This window comes from Candidatus Paceibacterota bacterium, assembly GCA_035452965.1.
In the GTDB taxonomy this organism is placed as follows: Bacteria; Verrucomicrobiota; Verrucomicrobiia; order Limisphaerales; family UBA8199; genus UBA8199.
In genome coordinates, this window is record DAOTCE010000056.1 from 1 (window position 1) to 14,549 (window position 14,549).

The following is a 14,549-nucleotide window of genomic DNA, read 5'->3' on the forward strand; positions in this document are numbered from 1 at the left end:
GAGCCGGGATAGCAGGGGTATTGATGGACGGAGAAGAAGACGCAGCCGGGCTGGTTGAGGAGCAGCGACTCGGTGCCGTTGCCGTGGTGGACGTCGAAATCGAAGACAGCGACACGTTTGGCGCCGGAGGCCAGGGCTTCGAGGACGGCAATTGCGATGTTGTTCAGGTAACAGAAGCCCATCGCGCGGTTGCGGGTGGCGTGGTGCCCCGGCGGACGCATCAAGCTGAAGGCCGTCTCCCCGGCCAGCGCGGACTTGAGCGCCTCCAACGCGGCGCCGACGGAAGCGCGGGCGTAATCCCGCAGGTTGGGATAGGCCGGCGTGTCGTCGTCGAAGTCCTCCAGCCTGGCTAATCGCTGCAGGTGCTCGGGCGCGTGCGCGCGGAGGATGGCGGTGTCATCACAGGGGCCGGGGCGGGTCCAGGCAATTGGCAGGTCCGTTTGGCGGCGCAGCTTCTCCCAGGCAGCCAGGATGCGCTCGGGCCGTTCGGGATGGCCCGGACGCGAGTATCGGATGCAGTGCTCGTCAGTTATGATTTTCACGTTCTGGCGAGTGCCTGCACACATGGATAAACGTGAACGCCAAAGGCAATCGCCAGCATGGTCGGCACTACCGCCATGACGACGGGAGTAGTGGGGAGGATTTCTCCCCACCGGGCGAGAGACATGTCTGACTTCATTTGCTCCGGCAATTCGACTTTCATGATGCGGCTCCGTTGCTTTGCGCGCGCGTCGCCAGCGGTGGAACACCACCGCCGCGGCGCTCTTCCAGTTGCCACAGGCGGTCTTTGCCCGCAAGAGCAATTGCCCGGCGCCGGAGCGCTGGAAGCGGGGTGAGCGGCGAAGTGCAAGGCAGGCGTCCACGCCTGGCGGTGGGGGGTGGGCGGCGCGATCACAGCCGCGCAGCATCTGCGGCGAAGGGGTGGCTGCCGCTGGAGCAAGCGCCGGGCATTTGCCGGGGGGTGAATCAATCCGATTGCCAGCGTTGCAGCGTCTCGCGCTCGGTGACGGTTCGTGCCGCGGGTTTGGGCTCGGACCAGTCCACTTCTCCAAAGCGCAGGCAGCCGCCGCTGACCCCCGCCAGCAGGGAGCGCGTTCCCTTGTCCCGCACCACCTCGATGCAAGCGCCGTCATTCCAGAAGGGGTAGAGTTTCTCCATGCTGAACGCATCTATGCGGTCGCTGGTGGCCGCCCAGGTGCCGCGGCCCAGATCGCGGATGGCGGCGTGGAAGATCAGAAAGTAGCGGCCATCGCGGAAGGAGAGGTTGGCGGATTCAAAGCTGCCTTGCGGATGACCGCCGGTCAGCCGCGGCTCGTAGCTCGCGGCGGGGCCGACCAGTATCGGGCCATGGTCCTGCCACCGCTTGAAGTTGGCAGTGCTGGCCAGCGCGATGCAGGTGGCGCCCTGCTTCGTGTTGGCGGTGTAGGGCATCCAGACGCGGCCCTTGTGGCGGAAGAGGTCCGGGTCGCGGCAACTGCAGATGTCGTCTTCACGCCAGTAAGCCCAGGAAGCGCCTTTCGCCGGCGAAATGGGATTACCCGGCAACCGTTTCCAGTTGAACATGTCCTTGCTCGAAGCCAGGCCGATGTCCTGCGACAGGTGGCGGTTCAGGCCGGTGTAGGCCATGATGAACTCGTCGCCGTTGCGGAGCAGCACCGGTGCCCAGAGATGCGCCTCTTCCCACGTGCCCGGCCGAACCAGCAGCGCCGGGTCGTGCACTTCCCAGGTGAAGAAGTCGGGCGTGGAGGCGTGGCCGAAGTAGATTTCGTGCCCGGGGTAGAAAGGGGTGCCCTCCTGCAGGCGACGCTCGATGTAGAAGAAATGGTCGCGGCCGTCATGCCGGGCGGTGCCGAAGTCCGCCACGCGCCCTCCGACGGGCCGGAAGCCTTCCTTGAGAATGTCAACGGGCGGGTGCCGGTAATGCTCGAAACGCATGCGCTTGAGCTCGCGCTCGAAGTCAATGATCGTGGAGCCGCGCGCCGCGCCGGCTGGCTGATTGGTTTGGGCCCAAACGGCTGGCGCAACGGCGCCGGCGGCAAGCGCAATTCCCGCGCGCCGCATGAATTCACGGCGACTGGTCCTGGTCGTTTGACAGCTGGAGGTCTGAGTTTTCACATTCACTGTCCGTTACCTTTCTTGAGTGAGGCTAAAAGCCGCGCAAAACGGTGCTTGAGCGCGGCGGCAGCCCGGGCGCGGGGGCGCGTTTGAGCACAAGGTATTGAACGCCCAGCCTGGCGCAATACTCCCGTTTGCCGCCCTGGTCGCCGTCTTCGTTGACGGCGTAGATATCCGGTTTGAGGCGCTGGATTTCCGGCTCGGCATCCAGCCACCCGTGTCCGGTGGCAATGACCGCCTGGGTGACATGCCGAATTGCCCCCACCACATAACGGCGCTCCTGCTGCGGAAACATGGGATGCCCGGGCCCCTTAAGCAAGCGGAGGTTCGCATCGTGGCCGAGGACCACAATCAAGTCACCGTAGGCGCTCACCTCCTCGAAGAACCGGACGTGACCCGAATGCACGTAATCGTAACAACCGGTGACCATCACTCGCTTGCGCCGGGGCGACTTCGCTGGCGGGTCCGGATTAGCTTCGGGGAATCCATGCAGTTGCTCGTCGCGGATCACCTCATACTGGAGCCCGCGCACCCCGCAGAAAAGCTGCCTGGCGGCGCTGCTCTCCGACTGCCTGACGGCCCAGACTTCGGGCCGCAGACCGGCAGCCTCCGGGAGCGCGTTGCGGTCGAAAGGCCCGCTGATCATTTGCACGCGCCGCACGAACCGGATGGCTTGCAGAAGATACGCCCGCTCCGCCTCCGGGAACCTCGGACTCTTACCCTCGAAACGCCGCGCCAGCTCGTCGCCCCACAGCAGCGCCGTCACCTCGCCCAGCCGGGCGGCCTCCTCCAGGAACCGAACCTGTCCCGAGCGCAAATCATCGAACGCGCCGGCCACCACCACCTGCTTCGGCTTCGCGCTTGACATCACGCCCAACCCCTTTCAGTCCTGCACCCTGTGCTGCCATCCTGCAACTTCCCGCGCGGAAGACAGAGATTTGGACTGCGGTGGCAGAGCGCAGCGGCGACACCGCTTTTCCGGCGTGCGCATGCCTCTGAAAGCGGCGTGGCGCTTCTCTTCCCGCCGCACGACGACCCTCAGCGCCCCCGGCACTGGTTCGTTGGAGGCCACGACAAGGTAGCCGCCGCCGCACCCTGAGAACATTGCCCCCGCATACTGCGCTTGGTAGATCCGCAGCAGGCCGCGCAGGTCCACCCGCAAGGTCGGGTGCCGCACAGTCTGCGGCAGGAGCTTCTCCCAGCAGACCATGCATTCGTTCAGCGACTCGCCCAGGGCGGGCAGGTCGCGGCGCCGGATCGCCTCGAAGCAGTCCTTCCCAGTCTGGCCCAATCGCGCAACCCACCTCGGCTCCAGATTCTTCCGGCCCAGCGGATTGTAGCCATCCGGCCGGGGCGCGACCGGCAGCAGTTGGATCACCCGCTCCAACCACCGCGTGCAGCGCTCATCGTTAAGCGACTCGATATGCGTCGGGAAGACCCCGCCGTTGGCCGCAAAGTCATAATCCAGCCGGCTGATGCCGGGATAGATCAGGCCGATCATGTCCTGCGAACCGGAAGGCTCAGCCTGGCCCCGGTTCTCGCGCAGATAGAGTTCCCGCACCATCCGAGCCAGCGGACGACGCGGGAGCCTGCCTCGCCAAAGCTCCGTGGCCATTGCCCGCGTGCCGGTCGCCAGGCCGCTGCGCTCCATGAACCGAAAAGCCGGCTCCAGCCCCGCCACCACCATGCAGCCGGGCGGGCGCGGATTGTGAGCGGACATGAACGGCTGATCTATCCACCCCCCCGCCAGCGCCAGACGGTAGGGGATCCCGCCGATCACCTTTCCCACGGGCCATCTGTTATTGGGTTTCACGGTTCGCAGTAGCGATAGTTGCGCAGGGCCGACTCCAGGCCGGCCCGCCTGGCGCCAATCCTTGGTCAACCCGCCCCGGAAGACAAGCTGGATGTCCCGTGTGCCGTAATCCCTCAGTCTGGTAGGACGCTTTCGCCGAGAGCGCCACCGTCTGGCCGCCTCGGCGAGGCGGCCCTATCCCAGACTGAGGCCTTGCATTTTCTAACACTTTTCACTTGCACGAACTGCCGTCAGTGATATAGGTGATAGGTAACATAAGCTGCCCAAGGACTAGGCAGACCAAGCCGCTGCCGGTTCCGGGCTGCGGCTCATCAACTACATAAACCTGCTATGAAAACCATGGAGTCATTCCTGATACAATCCCCCCACCGGAAGCTGTTATTGGCGCTGGCGGTCACCGTACTGGCCAGCTTCGTCGCCCAAGCGGTCCCCTATGCCTCGTGCATCACTAATTCCGCCGGCACGATCTCGTATTACCTCAACGAAAACGCCGATGCCGTCAACATCATCTTCGACGGCGGCGGCCCGGGAAACACCAACGCCTTGGGCGCCCAAACCAAGGGCCCACACTCCTTCGCCCTGGGCGCTCACACTTCCTACCGGATTGAGGTCAAAAAGGACGCCCCGGTAGGCTGGACCCTGATCAGCGATGATACCAATCCCTACTGCGAATATGCCAATCCCAGAGGGGTCGCCGTCAGCCAGGTTGCTTCCAACCTTTCCACCTTCGGCCGCATCTACGTCTCCGACTCAGTATCTGGGAGCGTCGTCTCGAACATCGTGACCACCCTCAAGCGGACCAACTGGGGCAAGGGGGTTTACATCCTCAATGCCGACCAATCTGAAGCCATCGGCCAAACGGTGGTCAACAATGCCGGCAACATCGCGGTTCAAGCCCTCTCCAACGGCATCACCTGGGGCACGCCGCTGACGGCCTCTTCGCCGTGGCGCATCGGCGTTGGCGAGGACAACAAGCTCTATCTCTGCAGCTTCGGGACCGTGGACGCCACAACCTGGCGGAGCACCACTCCCGATTGCTCGGCCTTCGAACAGGTTCTTGCCGGCATCGGCGTGTACGCCAAACGCAGCAACCATACGGATGTCGCCAGCACACCTATCGCCAGAGGCTCAATCGAAGATGGCAGCCTCCAACTCTGGGTCATAGACGGCACCCTCACTAACTCTGCGGGCGCCGCAACGTACAACCGAATCTGCCGCTATGACATCGGCGCCGGGCCGTTGCCCTACGACGGACCGCCGGCCTTCGTCAGCACGGCTACAGCCTACTCCTCGGTGGCAGCCGTTACGTCCGATTTTGAGATGCTGCCCGACGGCAGGTGGATGGTGAGCGTCAACCGCTCCGTCGGCACGGATCGGGCCTCGATTCAACAGTACGACACCGACGCGGCGACCGTGCTCTTCGATTCGCTTAGCTTTTACGGCTCGCCCGACCCGCTCCGCAACACCGTCGCGACCGCCCTGTCGCCCGACGGCAAGATCTACGCCTGGATTACGCTCACCAACCGGGTCAACATGATGAGCTTCGATGCCAGCGGCATCATAGATCCCGCCACCCTGACCGGCTTCGACTCGCCGGCCTCCCCCTCGGTCACAGGTCCCAACATCGGCAACGGCCGGGACATCGCCTGGGATGCGGCGGGGAATCTTTACACCGTCAGCTCCGGCCAGGCTCGCCTGCGGGTCTTTGCGCCGGGTGGCAACACGGTTGCCAGCACTTCCTCCGACGGCACCTTCACCCTGACGAAGCCGGCGAATGAAGTCAGCGTTTTGGCCACGACGCCGACCACCTCCATGGACACCAGCCTGGGGGCGCCTGGCGTGTTCACCCTTTCGCGCTCGGGCAGCACTGCTTCCCCCTTGCCGGTTTCTTACACGCTGACGGGTCTTGCCCTCAACGGTACCCACTACCAAGCCATCCCCACCTCCGTTACATTCCAAGCTGGGGCTGATACGACCAACATCTTCATTACAGCCATACCCACGCCGGCTGGGCCTGTCCGTGATGTCGTCCTGACCATCAACAGCGGTGCCGGCTACACACCGGTCTCACCGCTGAATGCGTCGGTCTGGATCATTGACACCAATAAGCCGGCAATCTGGGTGGCTCGCAAAGACGCCCAGTTCTATGAACGGACGAATGACTTCGCCCGGTTCACGCTCACCCGGTATGGAGACACCAACACCAGCCCGCAGATCAATATGACCTATGGCGGGACGGCCGTTGCGGGCACCCACTTCTACGCCGATGCCATCGCAGGCACTATGATTCCGGGGCAAGTGACCATGGACGTTAATGTCTATCCAATCCACGACGGAGTGTTCACCGGCCCGTTGACGGTGACGGCCACGGTGGCGCCCGCCAGCTTCGGAGATTACGACGTCGGCACCCCCGCCACGAGTGTGGAGGCCGCTACGCGGGTAAACTCGGATTATCCGCCGGAAACGGTAATCTGGTCCGACAACCTCCAGACCGATACATCGGCCAATTGGACCGAGCGCTACGGCACGACCAACGGGGCCGCTCGCGATGCGACGGTCACGTGGGCATTTGACTACAGTGGCAGCCCGATATTCGCTCCGCCCGCGCCTCATTCGGGCAGCGATACCCACGGGCTCTACATGACGGTGAACAAGACTTCCACGGATCTGGACCCGCCCGTGGCGGCCGCACTGAACTTCTACCCCAACGGGCAGAGCTTCAGCGGCAACTATGCGCTGCGCTTCGACATGTTCCTCATCCAGAATACCGGGGCGGCGACGACCGAGTACGCGCTGTTCGGCATCAATCACTCCGGCGCCAGGACCAATTGGTTCCGCAATAGCACTTCCGGCTTCGCCGGGGTGGACCCGACCGCCTGGGACTTCGACGGCGTCTTCTACGCGGTCGAGTCGGATGCGGCCGCGTTGGGGGACTATGTCGGATACAGTTCCCCCACAACTGCGGGCCGTAACCCGACGCCGATCTCTCCAGGCAGAAATGCCTCGACCCTGACGCATGTGTTCAAGACCCCGCCCTGGACACCGGGCGTGGGCACCGGTGGCGCCCCCGCCAACCTTGGTGGCTCCGGCACGCCCATCTGGGCCGATGTCGAGCTTAGCCACGTCAATGGCGTGATCCGCTGGTACATCAACCACGAGCTGATCTTCGCCTACACTAACACCACGGGCTACGGCAGCGGGAACATTATGCTGGGCTACACCGACGCCTACGATTCGGTTGGCAGCGGCGAAGGCGCGGTCATCTATGCCAATGCCCGTGTCATCAGCCTGGCCGGTCCGACCATCACGGGCATCGTGGTGAACGGCGGCAACGTCGAAATCACCTTCACGGCGAACACGGGCGACGTGGTGGGCCAGTTCAACCTGCAACAGTCGAGTCCGCTGGTGACTGGCGGATACGCCGATACCACCTCCACGATCAGCTCGCTGGGTGGCGGCGTGTTCAAAGCCGTCAAGGCTGTGCCGGCGGCCAACACGTTCTACCGGATCAGCAAGAGCTACTAAGACCCCACACGGCCTGTCAGTCTCAGCGAGGCATCCGCTTCCGGGCGGATGCCTCGTTCGTTTGCGCCCGGCCCAATGAACCAAATGATGAACCGCCCCTTCCGTGGTGGCAGCCATCCTGCCTGCCGTAGAGCGGGGCAGCTTACCCGGCCCAGAAGGTGCCGGCTGAGTCGAATACCCCAATCCGGACCGAAGGATGCCGCCCCTGGTTCACACCTGCCTGCCCCTGTGCCAGAGTCCAGTTGCGTGATCAGTAGCATCGTTCTGTCAGCCGCCTGCCCCTCTGAAACAGGCCGGACAACCCGCCCTAAAGCCGCGTATGGCCGGGGCCCTTTCAGGCTCCCGGCCGTCCAGTGGCCGTCTAGTGGCCGTCCAGTGGCCGTCCAGTGGCCGTCCAGTGGCCGTCTAGTGGCCGTCCAGTGGCCGTCTAGTGGCCGTCTAGTGGCCGTCTAGTGGCCGTCTAGTGGCCGTCCCGGTGCCGCCCTCACACCCCAATCCTGAACGAACTGCGAAAATGCTCCACCGATTGGTGAAGGCAGAGCACTCTCGCCGAGTGCGCCGGGGGACGGCGGTCCTTCAGCGCACTCCCCCGCCGCACACAGCAGTCGCAGGGGATTCCACAGAGTGGAACGAATCTCCACCGGAGGGCACTCACCTCTCTGCATAGAGGCGCGCGGGTATCTTGCCCGCTTGTCTGGTCCGCAATGAGCAAAGCGGTCTAAATGCCCGCGCTCCTCCGGCAGCTTCAGGCATATGTGCTGCGTCGTCGAAGGGGCACCACAATCAAGCTTGTCAACGGACCGCCCTTCCAACTACAAAACACCCGTGTTAGCGCTTCGACTCCCCACAGCTAGGCGGTAATTCTTGGCCAACTCCATGCGCCGTCCTGCAACCAACGCCAACCCGGCGCCGATGCAAGGTAAGCTCCCTGTCGGGCCGGCTGCGCGCATCCCCGCGTGGCTGCCTGCCCTGCTGCTGGTGCTGGCCACAGTCCTGGCATACCTGCCGGTCAGACAGGCCGGCTTCATCTGGGATGACGACGCTTATGTGACAAAGAACGCCATGCTCACGGCGCCGGACGGATTGCGGCAGATCTGGTTTTCGGCGCATCGGCAGTCACAGTACTTTCCGCTGGCTTACACCACCCTCAGGATCGAGCGCGGACTGTGGGGCTTGAACCCGCTGGGCTACCATGCCGTCAACGTGCTGCTGCACGTTATCAACGCATTGTTGCTGTGGCGCCTGCTGCGGCGGTTGGTGGTGCCGGGTGCGTGGCTGGCGGCAGCGATCTTCGCCTTGCATCCCGTGCAGGTGGAAAGCGTGGCCTGGGTCACGGAATTGAAGAACGTGCAATCCACGCTGTTCTATCTGTTGGCGGTTTTGGCGTGGGTTAGATTCGGCCAGAAACCGGCGGCGCCCCGGTGGAGCTTCTACTGGCTGGCGCTGCTGTTCCACGCCCTGGCCTTGCTCAGCAAGACGACGGCCTGCACGCTGCCAGCCGCCTTGCTGCTGGTCTTGTGGTGGCGCGGCGAGTCCGTCGGCTGGCGGCGGGTGGTTCAAGTCCTGCCATTTCTGTTGCTGGGGGCGGGGATGGGGGTGGTGTCCGTGTGGTGGGAGAACCACCTTGGCAACTACTTGGCGGATACCGGGGTGAATCTCAGCCTGGTGGACAGGCTCTTGGTTGCCACCCGCGCGGTCTGGTTCTATGCGGCGAAAGTGTTCTGGCCGGTGAATCTCGCCTTCAGTTATCCCCGGTGGGAGATAGACGCGCGCGCCCCGCTGCAGTACCTCGGCCTTGCCGGATGTGTGGCTTTTGCCCTGCTGTTCTGGTGGCGTCGCCGCGTCGTTGGCCGGGGAGTCGTCGCCGGGGTGGTCTTCTTCGTTGCCGCCCTCTCGCCGCTGCTGGGGTTCATTCCCCTCTACACTTTCCGTTTCTCGTTCGTGGCGGACCATTACCAGTACCTGGCCTGCGCGGGCTTGATCATCCCTGCCGCGGCCCTCATCACTGGCCGCCTGGCCAAAGAGCGGAAGACGCGTGTCGTCTGGCTCGGCCTTTCAGGGGGACTGCTGTTGGCTCTGGGACTGCTGACCTGGAAACGGGCTCACATCTACGCGGACGAAAAGAGGTTGTGGGAGGATACGCTCGCGAAGAACCCCACTTCTTGGATGGCTCACTGCAATCTCGCCTACACCTCCATGCACGCAGGGCGGGCCGACGAGGCGATCCCCCGGTTCCAAGAGGCCCTCCGCCTTAAGCCAGGTGACGCCGAGATCCGCAACAACCTCGGAAATGCGCTTTTCATCAATGGGCAAACCGACGAGGCGATCCGCCAATTCCAGGAGACCCTCCGCCTCAAGCCGGACTACGCCGACGCACACTACAACCTCGGCAACGCCCTCGTGAAGAAAGGGGAAACGGGCGCGGCGATCCGCCAATTTGAGGAAGCGATCCGCCTCCAACCGGACCACGCCCAGGCTCATAACAACCTTGCCAACGCGTTTGCCAGAACGGACCGGACCGGTGAAGCAATTGGCCATTACCAGAAGGCTCTTGGTTTCAAGCCTGATTACGCTGAGGCCTGCTGCAATCTGGGTATCATCCTCTTGAAGGAAGCCCGCGTGGACGAAGCCATCCGCCACCTCCAGGCGAGCATCCGGATAAAACCAGACTACGTCGTCGCTCGCTACAATCTCGGCAATGCCCTCGCCCGCCAGGGGCGCTTGGATGAGGCGGTCGGCGAGTTCCAGGCAGTTCTCAGCCTCCAGCCCCACCATGCCGACGCTCGCAAACGCCTGGAGATGGCGATGGCCGCCCTTGCGGCTATTCCCCGGCAGCCTGCAGCCGCCACCAACCGTTGAATAGGACGGCGACATTCCCCAGCCCTCCAGCAACAGGTTCTCCTCCCAATCCTTGGCGAACTGCGAACATGCCGCACTGCTTGGTGAAGGCAGGGCGCGCTCGCAGAAAGCGCCACCGTTTGGCCGGCTCGGCGGGGCGGTCCCACCTAAGACTGAGTCCTTACTTTTTCTGCGTTTTCACTTGCCAAGAGCGCGGGTTGTGGTATAAATCGCCCCAGAACAAAACCTCACCCGAACAACCAGCAGCACCAACCGCCGCCGGTATTCGGGAGAACTACAAACAAAATGCCTGCTATGAAAATGACTCAATCATCCTTCTTGCGACCAACCGTTCGCGGTCTGGTATCGGCGCTGGCAGTCACCGCACTGTCCAGCTTTGTGGCCCAAGCCACCCCCTACGCCTCCCAGGTCACTAAAAGCGGCGACACGGTCACATTTGTCCTGAACCAGGCGGCTCAAGGCATGGTCGTGCTCCGCGATGGGGCAAACCCGGTGACCCCTACCCCGGGACCTGCGACGCCCGGCGTGCAGACCTTCGACATGACCGGCTACACCACGTACTCGATCATTGTCACGGGCAGCGCCGCCAAGGCCTGGACCCAGTTCGTACCCGACGGGACAGACAGGAATTTCTGGTTCCCGAATAGCGTGAGCATCAACAGGAATCCATCGAGTCCGCACTTCGGTAAGGTTTACATTTGCAACAATCACCGGGCTACTGGGGGCGCAACCACCGCCGGCCGCGTCACGCAAGACGCCATCTACGTCCTGCGGGCCGATGGAACGGCTTTCAGTGGTCCCCATGACGGCGGTCGAGGCAATGCCTGGATGACCGGTGACGGCACAGCCTATTCCCGGTTCATGAAGGTTAACGTCAATCAGGACGACAACCTCCTCTACGCCGCGAGCCTTTGGGACGACCAGGTCTGGGGTTTCAATGATGATCTGAGCGTGGCGACGCAGTTGACCGACGACACCAACCTTGGCAACCCGATAGGAAACGCCAATTCTGCGGCGTTTATTGAGAGCGTTTGTGCGATGGGCTCCCGTGCGAACGGAGACCTGAGGCTCTTCACAGCGAATGGCAATTATTGGGACGCCTCGCGCCGGGGAGTCATTAGTTACTTCCTCGGAGCCAACGCTGCGGCGACTCCAAGCGACATTGGGGTGCAAGTCGTCGGGCCGGGCGGCCTCAGCGCCTATCATGTGAGCGACCTGGAAGTAGACAGCAACACCAACATTTACACGTGCGTATACCGGTCTACCGCCGGGCAGGCGCCGGACGCCAAGAAGTTTATCTGTTCGAACCCGGCCGCATGGCCGAACACCACGCCGGCCTGGAACTCGACCAGGACGGACAGCTATATCCGATGCGTGGCCGCCAACGAAGCCCTTGGGTTAGTGGCGGCGGCGAGGTATGCCTCCTCCTCCGGCCAGGTGTATTTCTTCGACATCAACACGGGTGCCAACGCCGGGTCGGTGGACATCGGCGACGTCTGCCGCGATATATGCTTCGATGCGGCGGGCAACATGGTGAGTGTGGACAACTCGCTCGAATACGCGCGATTCTGGTCGCCGGGTGGTTTTACAATTGCCACCACCACCTCAGCCGGAACCTTCGACCTCATTCAGTGGGACAATTTCAGTGTCAGTGCTGCCACTGATCCCGCGGCGTCTGAGGAGGGGCCTGATACGGCCACCTTCACGATCTCGCGAGCTGGCGGGCAGAATCTGGACGTGCAGGTTAACTATACGATGGGTGGCACAGCCGTGAGCAACGTGGATTACACGATCTCGCCGCAGAGTCCGTTTACGCTCCCCGCGGACCAAACTTCCATTGACATCACGGTCACCCCGATTAACGACGGCGAACGGGAGCCGGTCGAAACGGTGGTGCTGACGGTTGCCGCGGGAGCCTACAACGTCGTCAGCCCGAGTTCCGCGACGGCGACCATTGCCGACAACGACGCGACGGTGCGTTACTGGGACGCCAACGGGACCACCGCCGGCGGGGCGGTGGATATTAACGGGGCCGCCCCCGGGACCTGGGGCGTGGACAACTTCTGGAACGACACAGCGGATGGCACGGGCGCCGGCACGACCGCGTGGACGCCGTGGGCCGCAGCCGTGTTTTCCGCCGGGACGGATGCCGGCAGTGTTTTCAGTGTGACCAACAGCGGAACACAACTGGTGGATTATCTCAACTTTGAAGAGGGCATTGTGACCGTGGAGGGTGGATCACTGACTTTGACCAACTACGAGGCTGTCAAGGTGTACGACCGAGCCCTCATCACTTCTGTCCTCGACGGGGCTGCGGGACTGGCCGTGGAAGGTCCGGGCACGCTCGTTCTGGGCGGCGCCAATACCTACACGGGACCCACCAGGATCACCGCCGGCAACCTGGCGGTGGGCGCGGCGGGAGGAGTCATCCCCGACGGTTCAACGGTCACCATCGGCGCCGAGGCATCACTGACGCTGAATGATCAACTGTTCAGTGGCGGCACGTACGATGAGACGATCGGGGGGCTGGCCGGCTCGGCGTTGGCGGGCTCGGGCTCTTACAACCTGAATGTGCCTGCTGGCTACACCCTGACCTTCGGTGGCAACAACGCCAACACGACGTTTAACGGGACCGAAAGCGGTGGCGGCACGATGGTGAAGGTAGGCACTGGCACCATGAGCATGACCGGGGGGGTGATCTCCGATACCTTGGCCATCTCCAACGGCGTGGTGTCCATTAATGCTTCCGCGCGCCTCGGCACCGCCAACGATATCATCGTTGACGGCGGGACGCTTCGTAACTCGAACAACGGCGCTGTTGCTTTTGCCCCGTACACACGCTCAATCTTCCTGGGGGCGAGTGGCGGAGTGCTCGAGGTCAGCGACGCTGCAGGCATCTTGTTTTATGGTGATGCCGCCAGCGCCGGCACACTCCAGGGCGGGACGCTGATCAAGGACGGTCCGGGCGAGCTACGCGTCCTGGGTCTGGCAATGGCGAACTCTTCGTTCGAGAAATTGGTGGTTCGCGGCGGTCTGTATCGCGGTGGCTACGCCGAACCCACCCAGGACGAGCATTTCCTGGGTGCCATCCCGGGGAGTTTCTTGCCTGACCAGGTTACGATCGAGAACGGGGCCACGCTTGACCACAGCCTCTTCATGTTAGCGGTCAGTCCCAATCGCGGCGTGGTTCTTGGCACCGGTGGCGGAAGACTCGGCAACCTTGGCTCCATGGAATGGCCCGGGGTCATCAGCGGCACCCAGTTGATCAAAACCGGGGTAGCGATGCTGGTGCTGGGTGGGGTCAACACGTACACTGGCGGCACAATTCTCTCGGGCGGCAGCCTCTACGTGACCAATACGGCCGGGAGCGGCACGGGGTCCGGTGCGGTGACCGTGACCGGCGCAACCTTGGGTGGCGAAGGCATCATCGCCGGGCAAGTGGTCATGACGGGCGGCACCCTCACGCCTGGTTACAGCTACACCCCGACTGCGAATAGTCCCACCCTCCGGAGCAAGCCGGTCGCAAAGCTCGTGCTGGGCGGCGGCCTGGATACGACCGCGGGTGCCACCACTGTTAACTGGCAGTTGGGCGCGCCGAGCGAGGCGAATCCGGGCACGGACTTCGATCAGGTGGACGTGACGGGCGGCAACCTGGCGTTGGGCTCCGGCGCGACGCTGGCGGTCAGTTTCACCGGCACAGCCACGGCCCCGGACTTCAGTGCCTTCTGGCAGACGTCGCGTTCGTGGCAGGTGATTAAGTTCAGTGGCGGCGGAAGCATCTCGGGCAACTTCAGCGCCATCACCGGCGTGGCCGGCGCTGTGGGCGGGACGTTCACCACCACGCAGGACGCGAACGGCGTGAACCTGGTCTGGACCAGCACTTACGTCACGCCCCAGCCGATCACCGACATGAGCATCGGGCCGGTGACCGCCGGCAGCGCAAGCATCAGCTACTCGGGCGCCATTGGGAACCGGTTCGTGCTGGTGTCCTCGCCGAACGCCGAGGCGCCGCTCAGCGGGTGGACGCGCGTGGCGACAAACTTTACGGCTAGCGGATCGTTCCCGATTCCGGTGGGTTCGGCCGTGAAGGAATTCTTCGCCATCAAGAGCGAATAGCGCGCTGCTTCCACAGAGAAGCGTAATTCACAGGGCCGGGTCGAGAGACCCGGCCCTGCTTTTTTGGGGTGCGCCCGGCAGGGCGCACTGACTAGTTGGTTAGAGTCCAATGCACACCCGG

Annotated in this window: 8 protein-coding genes; 3 read left to right on the top strand and 5 right to left on the bottom strand. The window is 63.4% G+C overall.

The features are described 5' to 3' along the window. The 5 genes from P5205_21730 to P5205_21750 form a co-directional block, all read right to left on the bottom strand. Nucleotides 1-542, bottom strand: a 542-nt coding sequence (locus P5205_21730; GenBank protein HSA12983.1) for a histone deacetylase, incomplete at its 3' end; no start/stop codon positions are given. Then, nucleotides 539-703: a hypothetical protein gene (locus tag P5205_21735; GenBank protein ID HSA12984.1), complete on the bottom strand. Its 165-nt coding sequence runs from the start codon at nucleotides 701-703 to the stop codon at nucleotides 539-541. The genes P5205_21735 and P5205_21730, both read right to left, overlap by 4 nt. 263 nt (nucleotides 704-966) lie before the next feature. Continuing rightward, a complete protein-coding gene (locus P5205_21740; protein HSA12985.1) occupies nucleotides 967-2,115 on the bottom strand; it encodes a twin-arginine translocation signal domain-containing protein in 1,149 nt (382 codons plus the stop codon). A gap of 31 nt (nucleotides 2,116-2,146) precedes the next feature. Then, nucleotides 2,147-2,983, bottom strand: a complete 837-nt coding sequence (locus tag P5205_21745; GenBank protein HSA12986.1) for an adenylyltransferase/cytidyltransferase family protein — start codon at nucleotides 2,981-2,983, stop codon at nucleotides 2,147-2,149. Between the two features lie 15 nt (nucleotides 2,984-2,998). Next, nucleotides 2,999-3,928, bottom strand: coding sequence for a hypothetical protein (locus tag P5205_21750; GenBank protein ID HSA12987.1), 930 nt, complete (start codon nucleotides 3,926-3,928; stop codon nucleotides 2,999-3,001). 330 nt (nucleotides 3,929-4,258) lie between these two features. Here P5205_21750 and P5205_21755 point away from each other — a divergent pair, with 330 nt between their 5' ends. The 3 genes from P5205_21755 (at nucleotide 4,259) to P5205_21765 (ending at nucleotide 14,428) form a co-directional block, all read left to right on the top strand. Beyond that, nucleotides 4,259-7,453 (top strand): hypothetical protein, encoded by a 3,195-nt coding sequence (locus tag P5205_21755; protein ID HSA12988.1) that lies wholly within the window; start codon nucleotides 4,259-4,261, stop codon nucleotides 7,451-7,453. An 876-nt stretch (nucleotides 7,454-8,329) separates the two neighbouring features. Continuing rightward, nucleotides 8,330-10,312: a tetratricopeptide repeat protein gene (locus tag P5205_21760; GenBank protein HSA12989.1), complete on the top strand. Its 1,983-nt coding sequence runs from the start codon at nucleotides 8,330-8,332 to the stop codon at nucleotides 10,310-10,312. A gap of 294 nt (nucleotides 10,313-10,606) precedes the next feature. Beyond that, nucleotides 10,607-14,428: an autotransporter-associated beta strand repeat-containing protein gene (locus tag P5205_21765; GenBank protein HSA12990.1), complete on the top strand. Its 3,822-nt coding sequence runs from the start codon at nucleotides 10,607-10,609 to the stop codon at nucleotides 14,426-14,428. The last annotated feature ends 121 nt before the right edge of the window (nucleotides 14,429-14,549 follow it).